This is a genomic window from Cutibacterium sp. 37298, from assembly GCF_023838685.1.
Classification (GTDB): domain Bacteria; phylum Actinomycetota; class Actinomycetes; order Propionibacteriales; family Propionibacteriaceae; genus Cutibacterium; species Cutibacterium acnes.
On the sequence record NZ_JAJNRJ010000003.1, the window covers coordinates 107,721 to 123,226 of the forward strand.

Below are 15,506 nucleotides of genomic sequence, written 5' to 3' on the forward strand. Positions count from 1 at the left end.
TCTGTAACTCAGCTGCCCGACCCAGGGACATCCGCCTCCCCCGTATCCGCCACTCCAGAGTCGTCGCCAGAATCGTCAGCAATAGCTTCGTGGTGACGCACCACCTCGGCCACGATGAACGTGATGACCTTCTGCGCGAATTCGGGGTCGAGGTTCGACTCGACCGCTAACTGCCGCAACCGCGCGATCTGCTCAGCCTCACGGGCGGGGTCGGCCGGAGGTAAACCGCACTCCGCCTTGAGGCGGCCTACCTCGCGAGTAATCCGGAACCTTTCGGCAAGCAGATGGATGAGGGCGGCGTCCATATTGTCAATCGCGCCACGCAACACGACCAATTCATTGGGCACTTCACTCATGGCCGAAGGCTAGCTATCCACCCGCTCACCGGAACAACATTCTGCGTGGTGGGACGGTTAGCGAATCGTCAGCTCGATGCGCTGGAACTCTTTGACCTCCGAGTAACCAGTGGTGGCCATAGCCTGACGCAGCCCACCAACAAGGTTCATGGTGCCGTCCGGGACACGAGAAGGGCCATTAAGGACCTCAGCGAGGGTCCCCACCGGCTCAAAGTGAACCCGGGCACCACGCGGCAGGTCGGGGTGCCATGCCTCCGCTCCCCAGTGCCAACCCCTGCCGGGAGCCTCAGTAGCCCGAGCTAACGGAGAACCGACCATGACAGCGTCAGCACCGCAGGCGATGGCCTTGGCAATGTCGCCAGAACGACCCACTGAACCATCAGCGATGACGTGAACGTAGCGTCCCCCCGACTCATCCATGTAGTCACGACGCGCCTCAGCGACGTCGGCGATCGCAGATGCCATCGACACCTGAATGCCCAGCACCTGGCGGGTGGTATGGGTCGCTCCCCCACCGAAACCCACGAGGACGCCAGCAGCACCGGTGCGCATGAGATGCAGGGCTGCCTGGTAGGTGGCGCAGCCGCCAACGATCACGGGGACGTCGAGATCGTAAATGAACTTACGCAGGTCGAGAACGTCGTCACCGTTGGCCACGTGCTCCGCCGACACCGTCGTGCCACGGATGACGAAAAAGTCCGCCCCGGCATTGACCACCGTCTCGGAGAAACGCGAGGCATTCTTCGGTGACAGCGACCCCGCCACCGGCACCCCGGCGGCCCGGATCTCAGCCATCCGTTCGGTGATGAGCTCAGCCTTGATCGGCTCGGCGTAAATCTCTTGCATCCGACGGGTGGTGGCGACATCGTCGCTCAACCCGGCTAGCTCCTCGAGGTACGGGGTGGGATCCTCGTAACGGGTCCACAAACCCTCAAGGTTGAGCACACCAAGGCCGCCCAAACGCCCAAACTCAATAGCCGTTGCAGGGCTCATAACCGAGTCCATGGGGGCGGCCATGATGGGGAAGTCGAAGGTGAGTGCGTCGATGCGCCACTCCAGGTTCACCATCTCGGTGCCACGGGTGCGCCGGGAGGGAATGAGGGCGATGTCGTCCAGGCTGTAGGCCCGGGTGGCACGCTTGCTGCGTCCGATGTCGTACATGATTCCTTTCCTGCCGGATATCCGGCTCGCCCGTCAATGGGCAGAGTAATTAGGGGCTTCGACCGTCATCTGAATGTCGTGCGGATGAGATTCGCGCAGGCCCGCCGAGGTGATGCGCACGAAGCGGCCCCGCTCGTGCAACTCGTCGATAGTGCGAGCCCCGGTGTAGAACATCGACTGACGCAGCCCACCAACCAACTGGTAGGCCACTGCGCCAAGGGGCCCGCGGTAAGCGACCTGGCCCTCGATGCCCTCCGGGACGATCTTGTCGTTGGTCGTGACATCGCCCTGGAAATAGCGGTCCTTGGAGTAGGACAGCTTCTCGCCGCGCGCCGACATGGCTCCCATCGATCCCATACCACGGTAAGTCTTGAACTGTTTACCGTTGATGAAGGCGAGCTCGCCCGGAGACTCTTCGCAACCAGCCAGTAAAGAGCCAAGCATGACGGAATCAGCTCCGGCGACCAGGGCCTTGGCGATGTCACCAGAGTATTGCAACCCACCGTCACCGATAACCGGCACATCATACTGACGAGCAGCCTTGGAAGCTTCAAAAATCGCGGTCACTTGCGGGACGCCCACCCCGGCAACGACGCGGGTAGTGCAGATTGACCCCGGCCCAATACCGACTTTGATGCCGTCAACCCCGGCCGCACACAGCGCCTTAGCTGCCTCATAGGTAGCGATATTGCCGGCAACGACGTCAACCCCCTGAGCAGCTGGCTCGGCCTTCAGCCGGGCGATCATGTCAAAAACACCCTGGGTGTGACCATGAGCGGTGTCGACGACGATGAGGTCAACCCCCTCCTCAACCAGGGCCATAGCGCGATCCCACGAGTTGCCGAAGAACCCGATCGCAGCACCCACACGTAGCCGTCCTTGCGGATCCTTAGTGGCGTTGGGGTACTTGTCAGTCTTGGCGAAGTCTTTGAGAGTGAACAGCCCACGCAACTTACCGTCGGCGTCGACAAGCGGCAGCTTCTCAATCTTGTGGGCAGCCAGCAAAGAAAGAGCGTCAGATGGACTGGTTCCCACTGGAGCGGTGACGAGTGGGGCTGCGGTCATGACCTCGCAGATAGGACGCTGTGGATTGTCCTCAAAGCGCATGTCACGGTTCGTGATGATACCGACCAGGTTTTCCTTGTCGTCGACGACGGGCACCCCGGAGATCCGGTAAGTGTGGCAAAGCTCCTCGGCGTCAGCCAGGGTGGCATTCGGGGAGATCGTGATGGGCTCATCAATCATGCCCGCCTCAGAACGCTTCACCTGATCGACCATGGCAGCCTGATCCTCAATAGACAGGTTGCGGTGCAGGATGCCAAGGCCACCTTCACGCGCCATAGCAACCGCCATCCGGGTCTCGGTGACGGTATCCATCGCCGCGCTGACGAGCGGAATCGCGATGGAAATGTTGCGAGAAACCCTCGTCGTCGTCTTGACCTGGGAGGGAATGACGTTACTCTCGACTGGCTGGAGCAGGACGTCATCGAAGGTGAGGGCCAGCGGTGCCAACTCCTCAATCGTGGTCGGGCGGGAATCCGAGGTCATAAGCCACCTTTCGCCGGGATGCTCGCTATCCTATCGCCGCTCGCGTCGGCGGCCTTCACCCGTGGCCTGGTCTCCGGCCTTAAGCGAGGTGCCCCCGTCAGGTCGCCGCTGTCACGAAAGCCCATGCTTTCGGAATCCGCCAGACGATGAGATACCCCACGATGACCAGCGGCAGGCACACGTATGGCGACCAGTACCACTGCATCATGGTGAGTATGGCGGTGGCAACGACGCCACCAATGACAGCATCGCGGTGGGTTCGCCGCAGCTGAACCGAGGCGAGCAACGCCAGCGGACCGATGAGATACCAGGGCTGCAAAGATGCCCCGAAAGCGGCAAAGACAATCATGACGCCCGCCTGCAGCCGAAGCGGGCTGCCAATACGGCCGGTCACGACATTGACCGCGTTACGGCTACGCGATGCACTTCGGCCTAGTCGGATACGACAAGGCGGAATGGGGCCCCACCGCACCCAGCACCACATCATGGCAGCGACGGTAAGGGTCAAGCTGACACCAGTCGCCGGCCCAATTAGCCTATTCAACGGAATACCTCCGTTGCCTCGCAAAAACTGTACGACGAGCGCTATCGGAGAGTCGCTGGTCACTGATACCGGGCTACCAGCCGTGCTATTGAGCCAACCCATGCCTAACCCATGGATCGCGGAAATCCCGCCGAATACAGTCAAGGCAGGAATTGCACCTACTGCGATACGCGCGAGTAGCGCCGTCCAGCAATTGCGCGTCGACCACCGACGGCCGCCATGACGCACCGCATTGACGTGAACCAGGGCGACGATGCCAACCCCGGCCAACACGCCAGGCTGCTTGACGCCGCCAGCCAACCCGACGAACGCCCCACCAAGAACGAGCCCGAGCCATCCCCGGCCAATCAACGCCAGACGTATGGCCACAACGAGTGCGACGAGGGACAAACCCACCTGGAGTCCGTCGTTGTGCATGCCCCCCACCACGCTCAACGTCGTCAATGGACAGCACACCGCCAGCCAGAGGGCATGATCCGGATCGGTTCCGGCGTAGCGCGCTAAGCGAGGGACGGCCCAAACCATGAGTGCAACACCGATGAGGGCGGGTATTCGCATGAGCATCACTGACCACGTGGGATCTGCGTGAGTGATCTTCACCACGGCTGCCTGAATCCACAGTGACCCGGGGGGATACACCGCCGTCGTTGCTTGCCACGGCGTGTCAACAGCCTTGCCGAGAACCTCAGCCAAACCTTGTGGGACGCGGTATGGATCCATCCCCTGGGTGAGAATCCAACCTTGAGCCGCGTAAGCCCAGCCATCTTGGCTCAACAGCGGCGGGCTAAAGAGCAGTGGCAAGGTCCAGACGACCAAAGTCAGCACGCGGCGTCCCACGAGTTTACGAGAACGCAACCACGCAATGATGATGGCGATCAGTCCTGCGATACCGCTGACAGCCACTGCCACACCGATCAGACGCACGTGCGTGGGCACACCACCTTGAGGAGATCCCCACCCCCACAACGTCACCATGACAGAGCCGACAAACCCCATCGTCAACACCTCAACCAGACGTCGCCAATCCGGCTGATTATGCGCCAGGACAGGCTGAGGTTCATCGGGGGGAACGGTCGCGATCATCATCACTCAGCGTAGGGGAGCCACACCGTAAGACGTCGCGAAGACGCGTCAGTGTCGAAGGTTTTGGACAATGTGACACACCCACCCGCTAGAGTGGCCAAGGCGGTTTTGCTCCGCCGCAGGCGCGGCCCAGCCCACGGTCATGGCGATGACTGGGCGGCCGTGCTCGCCGAGTCGCTGGTGTCGGTGCGCGCTGAGATCGGTCATCACAGATGGCTGGTACCACACCGTGGTGTTGCCGGGCTTGGTGTCCCATGTCGTCAACGGATAGGACCATTCGTGCCACTTGGCATCATGACATCTCCCGTTTCCGCGAGTCTCGAAGCCCTTGTCCCAACTCCACTGAGCTTGGATCAAGCCATCGACAACATTGTCTCCCCCATTGCTACTGCCATTTCTGACGCGGTGTTCTGGGCTATTCCACTGCCCGGGGGAAATAAGTTCCCGCTCATTCTGGCTTGGTTGCTTGGAGCCGGACTCTTCTTCACCATTTACCTGGGCTTCCAACAGCTGCGTCCAGCATCGATCCGTCACTCCAGCCACGTGATGCGGGGCCACTTCTCCCGACACACCGACCCCGGTGACGTCACCAGCTTCCAGGCCCTCGCAACCGAGTTGTCAGGAACCGTCGGCCTGGGAAACATCGCCGGTGTTGCCATCGCGATCGCAACCGGCGGCCCGGGAGCCTCATTCTGGATTGCGGTAGCCGGATTGGTGGGCATGAGCGTCAAAATGGCTGAGGCCACCCTTGGAGTGAAATTCCGCGTCATCAACGAGGACGGAACCACCTCTGGTGGCCCGATGTACTATCTGCGTGACGGTCTTGCGTCGATCGGTAAACCCACATTGGGCCGCATCCTTGCTTCCCTCTTCGCCATCTGCACTGCTTTCGGTGTCATTGGCGCCGGCAATATGTTCCAGTCCAATCAAGCTGCTTATCAGCTCGCAATGTTCGCCGGCGGTCGGGATTCCTGGATCGGCACCCACATGTGGGTCGTCGGCGTGGTCTTCGCGATCCTCGTCGGGATCGTCATCATCGGGGGCGCCTCCAAGATTGGCGCCGCAACCTCCAAAATTGTGCCATTCATGGGCATCCTCTACGTCATCATGTGCCTGGCCGTCATTGGCGCCAATATCTCCCAGGTCGGCAGCGCCTTCGAGGCCATCTGGTCCGGTGCCTTCACCGGCCACGGTGTCACCGGGGGGATCCTCGGAGTCCTGATCGTCGGCGTCCAGCGTGCGGCATTCTCGAATGCGGCCGGTATCGGTACCGCTGGCATCGCCCACTCTGCGGTAAAGACGCGCCGTCCAGCCCAAGAAGGCTTCGTTGCCATGTGGGAACCCTTCATCGACTCAGTCGTCATTTGCACTATGACGGCCATCACCATCATCATCACCGGGGTCTATCGGAACAGTGGTGCCGATGGCGTGCAAATGACCGCCCAGGCACTAAAGACCGTTGCCCCGTGGTTCAGCTCCCTTCTGACGCTAGCCGTAGTGCTATTCGCATTCTCGACGATGCTGTCCTACTCGTTCTATGGCAAGAAGGCCGTAGGCTATCTGTTCGGCAATTCGACCACCGCCGAACGTATCTACAACGCACTCTTCCTCATCTTGCTGGTAGTCGGAGCTGCGACAAATATGGCCTCGATTCTTGGTTTAGCCGACGCCATGCTTTTCCTCATGGCGCTGCCGAACGTGCTGGGAATGTACTTCTTAGCGCGCGTCGTGGCACGCGAGATTAAGGGGCATCGGGAGCGTATCGACGCCGGAGTCATCCCGCAGGTTCCCGAGGATGCCCAAGTGGGCATGATGGTGGTTAATGAGGCAACCCCCGAACAGCTCAAGAATGCCGATACCGAGTATGCTCTGCGTGCCGCAGCCCAGGATGCCCGCAGTAAGGAGCTTAAGCTAGGACATACCGCCCCCGATACCGAGCGCGACTACCTGCAGCACCTGCCGGAAGGCCATGAGATTTTCAACACCATGGACCGTGAAGGCAAGCCGCTCAAGAACCGACGGCACGAGTCGTAGAGCCTGGAGAATCGGGGCCCCTCGCAATCCGCAAAGCTTCATTGCGAGGAGCCCCACTCCGCACACAGATTGGCCGGCCGAAGGGACCGGCCGGCCAATCGTCGATCTTCCCGATAATCCTCAGCCCTGGATGTTCGGGTTCGGCATCTGGGTAGGCGGCTGCTGACCCTTGTCACTGCTGAGCTGGTTCTGCAACTGGCCCTGTGCCAGGAGAGCGGACATTTGGGCCTGCTGGATGGTCGCGAAATTCTGGGCCTGGTTCATCGACTCACGGTGCATGAGAAGGGCCTGATCGGCGTACAGACGCTGCTCGACCTCCTGCTTAAAGCTCTGCAGCTTGGCCTTCTCCAGAGCAGAAACGGTCAGGCTCGTGACAGAACCAGCATTGTTGACGACCCTCAGCTCGGCGTCCATCGTCGTAAGAACCGCGACGATTAACAGGAGCAAGGCGAGGATGCCCAGCACCGGCTGATGCGCATTGAACATGGAAATCATGAGGACGAGCCAGACTATTGCCATGATTGCGCGACCTGGGTGGAACTTGCTGTTCACGCCAACCTCGCTGATGGAGCCGAGGGGCATGGCGGCATCGTCATGCCCCAGCGGAATCACACCCAGGAGCGTATTGGACTTTCGCGCCAGAAGGCGCCGGCTCGTCACGGTCAGCTCGGTCTTGAGCCAAGCCGTCATCAATGATGGGGAATAGTGGGTGACAAAGATATTCGTCTCCCCAGGAGCGAAACTGAATTCACTTTTGCTGCGGTCTCCCTGCTGCGTGCTCTGGAAACCGGGTTGGTACGGACTGCTCACGATCTAACTCCAAATATGCACTGCGGGATGACTCGTGCGCCATCACCAATGCCAATCTCGACGGAGAAAAAGGTATCCCCCCCTGATGGACTTGTCCAGTCTTTCGAGTTAATCCGCTCAATACTTCCGTTTCTTTGTGACAAACATCAGCCCAGATATGGCGGGGCCCCCCACCCCCCACGGACCGGGGCCCCCGACGCGACGAGGTCACTTGTCCTCGTTGTCCTCCTCGGGCTTGTCGACGACGAGGGTCTCTGTCGTCAGGAGCAGCGAGGCGATAGAAGCAGCATTGGCCAGGGCCGAACGGGTCACCTTGAGGGGATCAATGACGCCGTCAGCGATGAGGTCCACGTACTGTCCGGTCTTGCCGTTGTAGCCGTGTCCGGGCTCCATCTCGGCAACCTTGGAGACGATCACGTAGCCGGGCTCGCCACCGTTCTCGGCAATCCAGCGCAGCGGCTCACGAACGGCTTTAGCGACAATCTGCACGCCGGCCTTCTCGTCACCCTCGAGGTGGAGATCCCCGTCGAGCACATGGGCAGCGTGGATAAGGGCAGAGCCGCCGCCGGCGACGATACCCTCCTCAATGGCTGCACGAGTCGCGGAAACAGCGTCCTCGATGCGGTGCTTCTTCTCGTTGAGCTCGACCTCCGTGGCCGCACCCACACGAATGACGCACACACCACCAGCGAGCTTGGCGATACGTTCCTGGAGTTTCTCGCGGTCCCACTCGGAGTCCGAGTTGTCGTACTCAGCACGCAGCTGAATGACGCGACCCTCGACATCGGCCTTATCACCGGCGCCGTCAACGATGGTGGTGTTGTCCTTGGTAACGACCACCTTCTTGGCACGGCCCAGAACCTCGAGGCCCACCTGGTCGAGCTTGAGCCCAACCTCGGGAGCGACGACCTGACCACCGGTGAGGGTGGCGATGTCCTGCAGCATTGCCTTGCGGCGGTCACCGAACGCCGGAGCCTTGACAGCCACCGAGCTGAAGGTACCGCGGATCTTATTGACGACGAGGGTGCTCAGAGCCTCCCCGTCAACGTCCTCGGCCACGATAAACAGGCTGCCGTGGGCGGCAATAACCTTCTCCAGCAAGGGGAGCAGGTCGTTCATCGACGAGATCTTGCCGGAGTGAATGAGGATGTAAGGATCCTCGATCACAGCCTCCATGCGATCCTGGTCGGTGACCATGTAGGGCGACAGGTAACCCTTGTCGAACTGCATGCCCTCGGTGAAGTCAAGCTCAGTGCCGAAGGTCTGCGACTCGTCGACGGTGATAACCCCGTCCTTACCAACCTTGTCGAAGGCCTCAGCGATGAGGGCGCCGATGGTCTCGTCACGGCTGGAGATGGTGGCAACGCTGGCCATGTCCGAGGTGGTGTCGATGGCGCGCGAGATAGAGCGGAGCTCCTCCACAACGGCGTCGACAGCCTTCTCGATACCGCGCTTGAGGCCGACCGGGTTTGCCCCAGAGGCCACAGCGCGCAGCCCCTCGTGGACGAGAGCCTGGGCTAGCACGGTAGCGGTGGTGGTTCCATCACCGGCCACGTCGTTGGTCTTAGTGGCGACCTCCTTGGCGAGCTGGGCGCCAAGATTCTCATACGGATCAGTGAGGTCGACCTCCTTGGCGACGGTCACACCGTCGTTGGTGATGGTCGGGGCTCCCCACTTTTTGTCGAGGACAACATAACGGCCCTTAGGACCGAGGGTCACCTTGACGGTGTCGGCGAGAGTGTCGACACCGCGCTCGAGGGAGCGACGGGCCTCCTCGTCAAACTGAAGTTGCTTAGCTGCCATGTATCAGCGCCTCACTTCTCGACGACGGCGAGGATGTCACGGGCGTTGAGGAGCAAGTACTCCTGACCGTCGTACTTGACCTCGGTGCCGCCGTACTTGGAGAAGATGACGACGTCACCCTCCTTAACATCCATGGGAACACGGGTGCCCTTGTCGTCGACGCGACCGGGGCCAGCGGAGATGACCTTGCCCTCCTGCGGCTTCTCCTTAGCGGTGTCCGGAATGACGAGCCCGGAAGCGGTGGTCTGCTCGGCCTCGAGAGGCTGGACGAGGACGCGGTCCTCGAGCGGCTTGATCGTGGTTGCCACGTCAAGACCCCTTTCTACTGAAGACGGATTATGTCGTTGTCTCTCGCCAGGGGTTGCGAGCCCCGAGCGCGACGGGCCGTCGGCGTCGCGGGTGCCTCAGGTCCGTTGGCACACTCACCACGAGAGTGCCAACCACGAAAGTACACCCGGAGTTGGCACTCAGGCAACGGGAGTGCCAGAAATGCCCCGGCAAAAGTCAGCAACCTCAGTAAGAGCCGTCGTTCTTCCAGAAGTCATCAGGGTCTGACGGGGGCTGCTGACCCGGCTGCGAGCCCTGATTAGGGATCGGGTTCTGGCCGGTCTGAGACGCACTCGTCGCGCCGCCCGAGACATGGCCTAGAGGCTGATTGCCCCAGAGCTGACCCGGCTCCTGTTGCCTCGGATCCTGGTAACTCGGATCCTGGTAAGGAGGCTGCGCGTAGGGGTCGCCCTGGTAAAGCTGACCGTTCCACTGCTGCGGCTGCCCCTGTGGCTGTCCGTCACCTGGGTACTGCATGGTCCACGGAGCACCACCATTCTCCGGTTGTCCTGCCTTCTGTCCCTTTTTCTTGTTAAGGATGACCACAACAACGCCGACAATGGCCAGGACGGCGACGGCGACAATGATCCAGACCCAGATCGGTATGCCGTTGGAGCGCTTGCTCGTCGCGGTCAGCCCCGAACTGGAGAACAAATCGCTCGGATCGGTCCAGGTAACGGTGTTCCCATCGACCTTGCTCGATCCAGAATGGCTGAGGACCTTGCCCGGGAAGGTCACAGACACCTTAAAGTCGCTGAACATACTCGCGTCAGGAGTACGGTCGGAGCGCCCGCTATCGCGGAACAAGTCCGAGGTCATCTTGAAAGACACCTTGTTTTTGTCGAAGGTGATCTGCATGCCATCCTCTTTGTTGAGATCAGCAGCGGTGGTCTCCCCGGCAATGATGCACCCGATGTAACTATTGTCCTCGAACTTCTCGACCGTGCCGTCCGAGCCGGTACCGGCGGACCCCTTCGAGTTGTTGCAGTCGGAAAACTCAGAGGCGAGGGAGCCAGCCGACGTACTGGCTATTGACTTGGAGACACCAACCGTACTTTTGAGGTGGACGTGATTCTCATCCTTGATCTCCATGGCAGTATCAAATTTTGCGCACCCGGCAAGCAGTAAGAGGGGCGCGATAATCAAAACGAGACAGCGTCTCATATGACGCGAAACATTCAGCATGGGCATATAAAACCACGAACGGGAGCGGTAGGGGTAACTTCCGTACAAATGTGCTGACAGTTTCTCAACTACCCAAGGCGCACGGAATGCCTAGAACCAGTAGCTAGGCCCCGCGCAAACCTCCATTAGCATCCCGGCGCTGCGTCCCCATCACGCGGGCGGGCCCACCACCTCCTATTAATGATCATTGCAGCCACGGCACCACCAATAGCCAGCATCACCAACGCACCAATACCCCACACCCAGCCGGGCAGGCCGCCCTGGCTCTTGCCCGACGCCGTCAACCCATCTGGGGAAAGAAGATCGTTGACGTCAGTCCACGTCACAGTGTCCCCGTCAACTTTGCTCGATCCAGAATGGCTAAGCACCGTGCCGGAAAAAGTCACCGACACCTTAAAATCGCCGATGCCAGCCATGTCACCGACGCCAGAAGAATTAACACCTGGCACGAAATCAGACAAAGCCGATCTGTCAAGATGAAACCGAATTATCTCGTCGTCGAAAGTGATGCCGATTGGGCCATTTTCTTTGTGCCCTCTAAACACATCTGCGGGCGGATTCGCAACGCTACGAGGCCAACCTGACTGAACGGTGATATCGGTTGCCGTCATGGTGCCAGTGACCGTGCAGCCGACATACGTACCGTCGTCGAATGGCTTAACCTTCGTTTTACCAGTCAGGCTGGTATTCGGTGGAGTCAACTCGGAACAGTCGCGAAGCCGCTTGGCAAATCCTTCAGACTGACCACTTCCATCCCGACCAACGCTAGATTTGAGGACTCCGAAGGCGACGGTGACGTCAATATGGTCTTCGTCCCTAATAACGAAGCCAGCATTGAACTTCCCACAGCCGGACAGCAGGACGAGCGGAGCCAGCAACAAGGCAAGGAAGTATGTCGCTGGGCACCGTATGGTCAACATGGATTCATGACATCACATCTGAGCTTGCTCCGAACAGGCCGCATGGCAGTCTCACGCGATCACATACCAGCGCCTTGGTTCTTCCGATCGTCGGGGTGCATATGACCGTCACGCGATTCGGCCCCGAAAGCTTAAGCTTGCGTCGCCATGTAGCAGGGTCTACGTCGACACCGCGTTTCTTGATCTCCACCGTTCCGACGTGGTGATGATGGACCCAGGAACGCAACGCTCTGACGTCAAAGGGCAGGACCTCTTTGACCGCAAACCATGTCAGCCACGGCGAGGCAACGGGTTCTTCTGCAGTGAGATAGGCGATACCCTCCGACACCGCGTGCAACGATCCATCGATCGCCGAGAGGCTGCCAGCGCGGATTGCTGCTGGGTGAGGCTCAGCCACGAAAGGGCCAAGTTCACCAGGTGCAGGGGTAGGACACCTACCGGGGAGTTCTTCTATACCCGTACGACCAACCAGCACTGCTCGATCCGCCGCCCGCTGGTCCTCAAATCCAGACCACACCGTCGCCTCAACCAGGTCTCCACGATGTCCGACATACGTGACGGGGAGGTCTGGCAGCTGCGAGCGGTCGACGCCAGGCCCTAGCTTGACGACCGCAGGCACCGATTCAAGCACTGTCATAACAAATGGCCATGGCGGCTGCACATCTTCTAACCGCCAAGTTCGCCCCCTGCCCGTGCGCCGAGCCGGATCGAGCATGACAACTGTGTCGCCATGAGCCCGGAAGTCAGCGAAGACCGCCATAGCGTCAGCACACATCACGTGCGCTTCGGGCAGATTGTGGCGCGCTAGCTCAGCTGTTACCGGATCGACCTCGACGGCTGTCACCTCGAGGCCAGCATCAAGACATGCCCGCGCATCCGCCCCGCAGGCGCATCCAAGATCGACGACGTGGGTAAATCCGGCTTCTTTGAGGCGATGTGCACGCCACCGCGATACATCTCCACGGGTGGCCTGCTCTAGACCGTCACGGGTCCACAACATTGACGCTGCAACCGGCCCAATTTTCGCAACAGCCCGACGCCTCAGACTGATTTGGTCTAGTACCGCTGCGGCAAGATCGCCATCTATCTGTCGACGCAACCTGGTGGCAGCCAACAACGAGTCGGGATCAGCTTCAGCACCCGCTAAGTCAAGAGCTTTGCTCCCCTCGCCACTAACCAGACGCCGTACCACGGTGTAATCCACGTTGTCACCCTAGACGTACTTTCTGACAGTGTGGGTAGAATCTTCAGTCGAGACATTGCATTCACCGCTATCCATACGAGGAGCAACCAGTACCGTCGTGGCCGTCACCACCTACGAGAATCGATCAAGATTTACCCAGCGCCTGCAGTCCCGGGGGTCAAAGAACACGACTTCCGGGGGAGATCCGTCGCGCCGTTCAGCAGGGTGGTACATCCACCATTTCATCGGTTCGGCATTCCAGTTGGGCACCATGGCGACGACCTATTACGCGTCACACACCGAGCCTCTCAACTGGGACGCCCACACGAACATCAGCTGGGCGCTGCTCTTTATTGCGATCATCGTGATTCCCGGCTTGTTGACCTTTGTGGAATCCTTCGTTGAACCGGACGGTTCTGGGCAGGACGTCGTCGCTGGGGTCACCATCATGCTGGCTCTCGGCGGGATTATCACGATGGGGGTCCTCGCGGATACCCCAATCGTGACAACACCAGTACCGTTCTCGATCCTGCTGCCGGTAAGCCTCGCGCTCACAGCCATTGCCCCATGCAGCCTGCCAGGGAGCAACCCTCGAGCAGACAATATGTTCACGGAAACTCACTACGGAGCGTGGAGTTCTCGCTGGGTGGCTCCGGTGGTTTGCCTCATTCTGTGGATCGTCAGGCTAGCCAGCTGACCAAGATAACGCCCGCAATTGACGGATTACGCGGTTACCACTGGACGAACGACGGGGATGCCGTCGTCGCTGAGCACCCGGGCACGGAACCCATAGACGCGCTCCAACACGTCCGGGGTGAGGACTTCCGAGGGTGATCCTTCAGCATGCACCCCGCCCTCGTGTAACAACACCAGGCGGTCACAATAACAGGCAGCCAGATTCAGGTCGTGAAGGGCGACGATTGCCATCCTGTGCCCGCTGTCAACGGCTCTGCGTACTAGGCGCAACACCTCGATTTGATTGTGTAGATCTAATGCGGAGGTGGGCTCGTCGAGCAACAAGACCTGAGGATCTCGAACTACCATCTGCGCCAACGCCACCAATTGCCGTTGTCCGCCAGACAGCTGGGAAATGAAGCGGTGGGCGATATGGGCAATACCGACGCGCTCCAAGACATGAGCAGCACGTTCCACCGTCGCTTTGCTCCTGCTGCGAGCCGAGGTCAGGACCGACTCAAGGACGGTCAGGGATGCGGTGGCAAGCACGTCCTGGGGTAGGTAACCCACGACGTCGCGCAGTTGGGCTCCGCTGACATGGCCATCGTCATCGCTGATGATCACCTCTCCCGAGGTCGGGGTCTTCAGCCCGGCGATCGCCTTGATGAGCGTGGATTTTCCCGCTCCGTTGGGTCCGAGCAGCCCAGTGACCGTCCCCCGCTCCAGCGGACCGAGGCTCACCCCGTCGAGTACGTGACGCTGCCCGTAAGACAAGTGCAGGTTAGACAGGCGGATGTTCACGATGCCCCTCCGAAGACACGATGCCGAGTGAGGATGAGGGAAACGAATACTGGCACCCCCACTAGCGCGGTGATGATCCCAATAGGTATCGCCACCCCAGGGATGATGGTGATCGACAGGGCATGGGCGGTGGCTAGTAGGAAGGCCCCAGTAGCTGCGGAGGCAGGGGCGAAGTATCGCTGCTCCTCGCCAACCAGGATGCGGGCGACATGGGGACCGACCAGACCGACGAATCCGATGACCCCAGCAAAGGCGACGGTAACCGCTGCCAGCAGTGACGCCAGAATAAGGATTCGCGACCTCAGCCGGGGCACATTCACCCCCATGGCGGCAGCACGTTCATCTCCGAGTCTCAACGCGGTCAGCTGCCCCGAATGCCTGATCGTGATGGGAATAGCGATAGCCAGGACGGCGGCGATGATGGCATTCGAAGTCCACGTAGCCCGTTGAAAGGAGCCCATCGTCCAGAAGACGATCTGTTGGAGGGCCTCCGGGGTGGCTCGGTACTGCAAGAGCGCCAGGAGCGCATGGAATCCGAATACCAGGGCGATACCAAGCAGGATCATGGACTCCCGGCCATCTTCACGGCGGCGTGAGACAGCGGCAACAATGGCAACCGCAACAAGGGATGCCACTGCTGCGCAGACCGCGACGTTGAATTGGGAATTGGGAATGATCGTCCACCCCAAGACGATAGAGGCGGCCGCCCCAAAAGCTGCTGCTGCAGAGATCCCTAACGTGAAAGGTTCTGCCAGCGGGTTGTCCAGGATGGTCTGCATGTGCGCGCCTGCGAGCGAAAGGCACACCCCAATGAGTACCGCCATCACCGACGACGGAATGCGCAATTGCCACAGCACCATTCTGGTCTGAGCATCCACCGTGGAGGGATTGACCAGTGCTCTCAGCAGCTGGGGAAGAGTGATGTCCACGGGGCCAACCACGATGGTGACTAGGAAAGCAGCCACCGCAATGACCGAAAGCAGGACAATGGCCCAGCGCTTCCAACGGGCACGCCGGTAGTATCCCCTCACCACAGCCACCATTCCGGTGGCAGGATCCTCCCGGGCAAGGGACAT

General features: G+C 60.3%; 15 protein-coding genes. 2 read left to right on the top strand and 13 right to left on the bottom strand.

The window, feature by feature from the left end:
* Positions 1–8: 8 nt before the first annotated feature.
* The 5 genes from LRP59_RS09145 to LRP59_RS09165 all read right to left on the bottom strand — a co-directional run bounded on the left by LRP59_RS09145 (position 9) and on the right by LRP59_RS09165 (position 5,049).
* Entirely contained in the window at positions 9–356 is a 348-nt protein-coding gene (locus tag LRP59_RS09145) for a chorismate mutase (RefSeq protein WP_002522102.1), read from the bottom strand.
* Between the two features lie 57 nt (positions 357–413).
* Positions 414–1,517 carry a GuaB3 family IMP dehydrogenase-related protein gene (locus LRP59_RS09150; RefSeq protein ID WP_002514772.1) on the bottom strand — a complete coding sequence of 368 codons (1,104 nt, stop codon included), beginning with the start codon at positions 1,515–1,517 and terminating at the stop codon, positions 414–416.
* Positions 1,518–1,550: 33 nt separating this feature from the next.
* The gene (gene guaB / locus LRP59_RS09155; protein ID WP_252236852.1) at positions 1,551–3,065 is read right to left on the bottom strand and encodes an IMP dehydrogenase; all 1,515 of its coding nucleotides are present in this window, start codon (positions 3,063–3,065) and stop codon (positions 1,551–1,553) included.
* Between the two features lie 97 nt (positions 3,066–3,162).
* Positions 3,163–4,692: a polyprenol phosphomannose-dependent alpha 1,6 mannosyltransferase MptB gene (gene mptB / locus LRP59_RS09160; protein WP_002514774.1), complete on the bottom strand. Its 1,530-nt coding sequence runs from the start codon at positions 4,690–4,692 to the stop codon at positions 3,163–3,165.
* A gap of 48 nt (positions 4,693–4,740) precedes the next feature.
* Positions 4,741–5,049 carry a hypothetical protein gene (locus LRP59_RS09165; RefSeq protein ID WP_074025730.1) on the bottom strand — a complete coding sequence of 103 codons (309 nt, stop codon included), beginning with the start codon at positions 5,047–5,049 and terminating at the stop codon, positions 4,741–4,743.
* Here LRP59_RS09165 and LRP59_RS09170 point away from each other — a divergent pair.
* Positions 4,987–6,726, top strand: coding sequence for a sodium:alanine symporter family protein (locus LRP59_RS09170; protein ID WP_002533382.1), 1,740 nt, complete (start codon positions 4,987–4,989; stop codon positions 6,724–6,726). The two genes, LRP59_RS09165 and LRP59_RS09170, sit on opposite strands and share 63 nt — an antisense overlap.
* 120 nt (positions 6,727–6,846) lie before the next feature.
* Here LRP59_RS09170 and LRP59_RS09175 read toward each other — a convergent pair whose 3' ends face one another.
* From LRP59_RS09175 to LRP59_RS09200, 6 genes are all read right to left on the bottom strand, one after another.
* On the bottom strand, positions 6,847–7,416 hold the full coding sequence (locus tag LRP59_RS09175) for a hypothetical protein (protein ID WP_002522098.1): 570 nt from the start codon (positions 7,414–7,416) through the stop codon (positions 6,847–6,849).
* Positions 7,417–7,743: 327 nt separating this feature from the next.
* Entirely contained in the window at positions 7,744–9,339 is a 1,596-nt protein-coding gene (gene groL / locus LRP59_RS09180) for a chaperonin GroEL (RefSeq protein WP_002514777.1), read from the bottom strand.
* An 11-nt stretch (positions 9,340–9,350) separates the two neighbouring features.
* Positions 9,351–9,647, bottom strand: coding sequence for a co-chaperone GroES (groES, locus tag LRP59_RS09185; protein ID WP_002514778.1), 297 nt, complete (start codon positions 9,645–9,647; stop codon positions 9,351–9,353).
* A gap of 205 nt (positions 9,648–9,852) precedes the next feature.
* Positions 9,853–10,857 carry an LppM family (lipo)protein gene (locus tag LRP59_RS09190; RefSeq protein ID WP_023269314.1) on the bottom strand — a complete coding sequence of 335 codons (1,005 nt, stop codon included), beginning with the start codon at positions 10,855–10,857 and terminating at the stop codon, positions 9,853–9,855.
* Between the two features lie 119 nt (positions 10,858–10,976).
* On the bottom strand, positions 10,977–11,771 hold the full coding sequence (locus LRP59_RS09195; protein ID WP_148378565.1) for a hypothetical protein: 795 nt from the start codon (positions 11,769–11,771) through the stop codon (positions 10,977–10,979).
* 4 nt (positions 11,772–11,775) lie between these two features.
* Complete coding sequence (locus tag LRP59_RS09200; RefSeq protein ID WP_002514781.1) at positions 11,776–12,975, bottom strand: THUMP-like domain-containing protein; 1,200 nt, start codon at positions 12,973–12,975, stop codon at positions 11,776–11,778.
* 97 nt (positions 12,976–13,072) lie between these two features.
* On the opposite strand from LRP59_RS09200, the gene LRP59_RS09205 reads away from it, so the two are divergent.
* On the top strand, positions 13,073–13,651 hold the full coding sequence (locus LRP59_RS09205) for a hypothetical protein (protein WP_002514782.1): 579 nt from the start codon (positions 13,073–13,075) through the stop codon (positions 13,649–13,651).
* 26 nt (positions 13,652–13,677) lie between these two features.
* On the opposite strand, the gene LRP59_RS09210 is transcribed toward LRP59_RS09205, so the two are convergent.
* Positions 13,678–14,430 (bottom strand): ABC transporter ATP-binding protein, encoded by a 753-nt coding sequence (locus LRP59_RS09210; protein WP_002514783.1) that lies wholly within the window; start codon positions 14,428–14,430, stop codon positions 13,678–13,680.
* Entirely contained in the window at positions 14,427–15,506 is a 1,080-nt protein-coding gene (locus LRP59_RS09215) for an iron ABC transporter permease (protein ID WP_002514784.1), read from the bottom strand. Before LRP59_RS09215 ends, LRP59_RS09210 begins: the two co-directional genes overlap by 4 nt.

Bases quoted from the DNA above. Each gene is read 5' to 3' on its own strand.
- LRP59_RS09145 (WP_002522102.1), bottom strand. From the start codon at position 356: ATGAGTGAAGTGCCCAATGAATTGGTCGTGTTGCGTGGCGCGATTGAC.
- LRP59_RS09150 (WP_002514772.1), bottom strand. From the start codon at position 1,517: ATGTACGACATCGGACGCAGCAAGCGTGCCACCCGGGCCTACAGCCTG.
- guaB (WP_252236852.1), bottom strand. From the start codon at position 3,065: ATGACCTCGGATTCCCGCCCGACCACGATTGAGGAGTTGGCACCGCTG.
- mptB (WP_002514774.1), bottom strand. From the start codon at position 4,692: ATGATCGCGACCGTTCCCCCCGATGAACCTCAGCCTGTCCTGGCGCAT.
- LRP59_RS09170 (WP_002533382.1), top strand. From the start codon at position 4,987: ATGACATCTCCCGTTTCCGCGAGTCTCGAAGCCCTTGTCCCAACTCCA.
- LRP59_RS09175 (WP_002522098.1), bottom strand. From the start codon at position 7,416: ATGACGGCTTGGCTCAAGACCGAGCTGACCGTGACGAGCCGGCGCCTT.
- groL (WP_002514777.1), bottom strand. From the start codon at position 9,339: ATGGCAGCTAAGCAACTTCAGTTTGACGAGGAGGCCCGTCGCTCCCTC.
- LRP59_RS09190 (WP_023269314.1), bottom strand. From the start codon at position 10,857: ATGCCCATGCTGAATGTTTCGCGTCATATGAGACGCTGTCTCGTTTTG.
- LRP59_RS09195 (WP_148378565.1), bottom strand. From the start codon at position 11,771: ATGTTGACCATACGGTGCCCAGCGACATACTTCCTTGCCTTGTTGCTG.
- LRP59_RS09215 (WP_002514784.1), bottom strand. From the start codon at position 15,506: ATGTCCCTTGCCCGGGAGGATCCTGCCACCGGAATGGTGGCTGTGGTG.